1 protein-coding gene is annotated in these 552 nt (G+C 75.4%); it reads right to left on the bottom strand.

The window, feature by feature from the left end; all coding sequences use genetic code 11:
- Window positions 1-59: 59 nt before the first annotated feature.
- The coding region (locus BZL64_RS38135) for a uracil-DNA glycosylase family protein (protein ID WP_244205802.1) at window positions 60-552 on the bottom strand (493 nt) is incomplete at its 5' end.

The following is a 552-nucleotide window of genomic DNA, read 5'->3' as shown; positions in this document are numbered from 1 at the left end:
CGACCCGCCTGTCCAGCCGTCCGCCTAGGCACTCCCCGCCCCGCCCCCGCTCTCCCCTGTCAGCCGAGTCCCGCCGCCGTCGCCGCCGTGCACAGCACCTCCCGCAGCATCTGTGGGGTGAGGCGCCCGGTGAAGGTGTTGCGCTGGCTGACGTGGAAGCAGCCGAAGAGGTCCAGCCCGTCGAGCGGCACACGCGCCCCGTGCGCGAAGGCCGGCCGGGGCCGGGGCACGGTCCAGCCCGCCTCCGCGAAGGCCGGCAGCGCGGCCTGCCAGCCGAACGCCCCCAGCACGACGGCCGACCGCAGCGTGGGCCGCAGCAGCCGCAACTCCTGCACCAGCCAGGGCCGACACGTGTCCCGCTCCCGCGGGGTCGGCTTGTTCGCGGGCGGCGCGCAGTGCACGGGCGAGGTGATCCGCACGCCGTACAGGGCGAGACCGTCGGCGGCGGACACGGAGGTCGGCTGCGAGGCGAGCCCCACGTCGTACAGCGCCTGGTACAGCACATCCCCGGAACGGTCTCCCGTGAACATGCGCCCCGTGCGATTCCCGCCG

Origin of the sequence: Streptomyces bobili, assembly GCF_002154575.1 — a bacterium.
GTDB classification, from domain to species: Bacteria; Actinomycetota; Actinomycetes; order Streptomycetales; family Streptomycetaceae; genus Streptomyces; species Streptomyces bobili.
Note: the sequence above shows the minus strand (reverse complement) of the source record. Positions and strands in the feature narration are given on the sequence as shown.